This window comes from Flavobacterium sp. (assembly GCF_040382755.1).
Taxonomy (GTDB): Bacteria; Bacteroidota; Bacteroidia; order Flavobacteriales; family Flavobacteriaceae; genus Flavobacterium.
Window position 1 is genome coordinate 1 of record NZ_JBEIET010000253.1, and the last position, 1,558, is coordinate 1,558.

3 protein-coding genes are annotated in these 1,558 nt (G+C 30.4%); 1 reads left to right on the forward strand and 2 read right to left on the reverse strand.

Features of this window, described 5'->3' with window-relative positions; genetic code table 11:
* Positions 1–46: 46 nt before the first annotated feature.
* Positions 47–409: a MerR family transcriptional regulator gene (locus ABWO04_RS11820; RefSeq protein ID WP_353079886.1), complete on the reverse strand. Its 363-nt coding sequence runs from the start codon at positions 407–409 to the stop codon at positions 47–49.
* Between the two features lie 107 nt (positions 410–516).
* On the opposite strand from ABWO04_RS11820, the gene ABWO04_RS11825 reads away from it, so the two are divergent.
* A complete protein-coding gene (locus tag ABWO04_RS11825) occupies positions 517–1,332 on the forward strand; it encodes an SDR family oxidoreductase (protein ID WP_353079887.1) in 816 nt (271 codons plus the stop codon).
* Between the two features lie 94 nt (positions 1,333–1,426).
* Here ABWO04_RS11825 and ABWO04_RS11830 read toward each other — a convergent pair.
* Positions 1,427–1,558 (reverse strand): tRNA ligase subunit PheS family protein (locus tag ABWO04_RS11830; protein WP_502903995.1); only part of this gene is annotated, 132 nt, incomplete at its 5' end.

Consider the following 1,558-nt stretch of genomic DNA (forward strand, 5'->3'; position numbering starts at 1 on the left):
AAATAAAAAGCCTTTACAGCAATGTAAAGGCTTTTTTATTTTAGAATTAACACTTATCGTTTAGCACGTCTTTCTTGAATGCTTCTATTTGACTTTTCATTTCCTTAATTTCCTTCATCTTCTGTTCAAGTGATTGTAATTTTTCATCGAGAATACTTAATTTTTCTTCTTTGCTAAATCTATTTTTGTACCAAGCATCTATGAGTTGCCCAATTTCTCTTATTGTGAAACCAATTGACTTAGCATCGCTAATGAATTCTAATTTTTCAATTGTTTCTTCATCATAGTGAAAATAATTGTTTGTTTTGATAGACTCATCGCGCTTACCTTCAATCAATCCTGACTTCTCATAGAAGCGAATCGTGTGGGCAGAAACCCCTGTTTTCTTAGCTATTTCATTTATTAACATAATGCAAATATAAAAAATATTAAAAAAATAACAACCATAGACTATACTCTAATGTTGTAGGTTTGATTTTATACTACTAAGTTTGCACTAAATTAAAACATAATCAAATGAAAAAGACAATTTTAATTACAGGATCTTCAAGTGGAATTGGGAAATCAACCGTTATTGAATTTGCAAAAAATGGATGGAATGTAATTGCTACGCAAAGAAATCCTGAAAAGGAATCTGACTTTAAGACCTTTAATAATGTCAAACTTTATCCTTTAGATGTTACGAACCTTGATAGTATCAGTAAAGTATTTCAAAAAGTAAAAGAAGAATTTGGGACTATTGATGTTGTTGTAAACAATGCGGGGTATGGAGTGGATGGCGCTTTTGAAGCAATGTCTGATGAAGTAATTGAAGACCAATTTAACACCAATGTATTTGGATTAATGCGTGTGACAAGAGAGGCAATAAAAGTGATGCGCCCCTCTGGTGGCGGAACAATTATTCAAATTTCAAGTATGGGTGGAAAAATCACTTTCCCATTATACAGCATTTATCATGCAACAAAATTTGCTGTTGAAGGCTTTACAGAGTCGTTACATTATGAATTAGCACAATTTAACATTAAATTAAAGCTTATTGAACCTGGTCCAATAGCAACTGATTTTTATGGAAGAAGCAGAAAATTCGTTAAGCCTGATTACACAAGTGATTATGATGTATTTATTTCAAAATTTAATGCAGCAGCATCAAAAGTTATAAATGATGCAGAAGGGCCAGAGGTTGTTGCTAAAACAATTTTTATAGCCGCAACAGACAATAGTAATAAAATGCGATATGCTATTGGGAAGCCCGGTCCAATGCTATTAAAGCTTAGAAAAATACTTTCCGATAAATTGTATTTTTTATTAATAAGAAAGAGTTATAATATTTAATTTTTATTAAGTAAATAATCATAATACTAAAATTGTAATTTTCTTCAATAGCGATAAAATAAAAAAATCCCGATAATTTCGGGATTTTTTTATTTTATAAACTTGACTTAAATTGTTCTAAGAAACGAACATCGTTTTCATAAAACATTCTAATATCGCCAATTTGGTACAATAACATTGCAATTCTTTCAATTCCCATTCCAAAGGCGTAACCGGTATATTCATT

Excerpts from the sequence above, each read along its gene's own strand:
- ABWO04_RS11820 (WP_353079886.1), bottom strand. The coding sequence starts at position 409 with ATGTTAATAAATGAAATAGCTAAGAAAACAGGGGTTTCTGCCCACACG.
- ABWO04_RS11825 (WP_353079887.1), top strand. The coding sequence starts at position 517 with ATGAAAAAGACAATTTTAATTACAGGATCTTCAAGTGGAATTGGGAAA.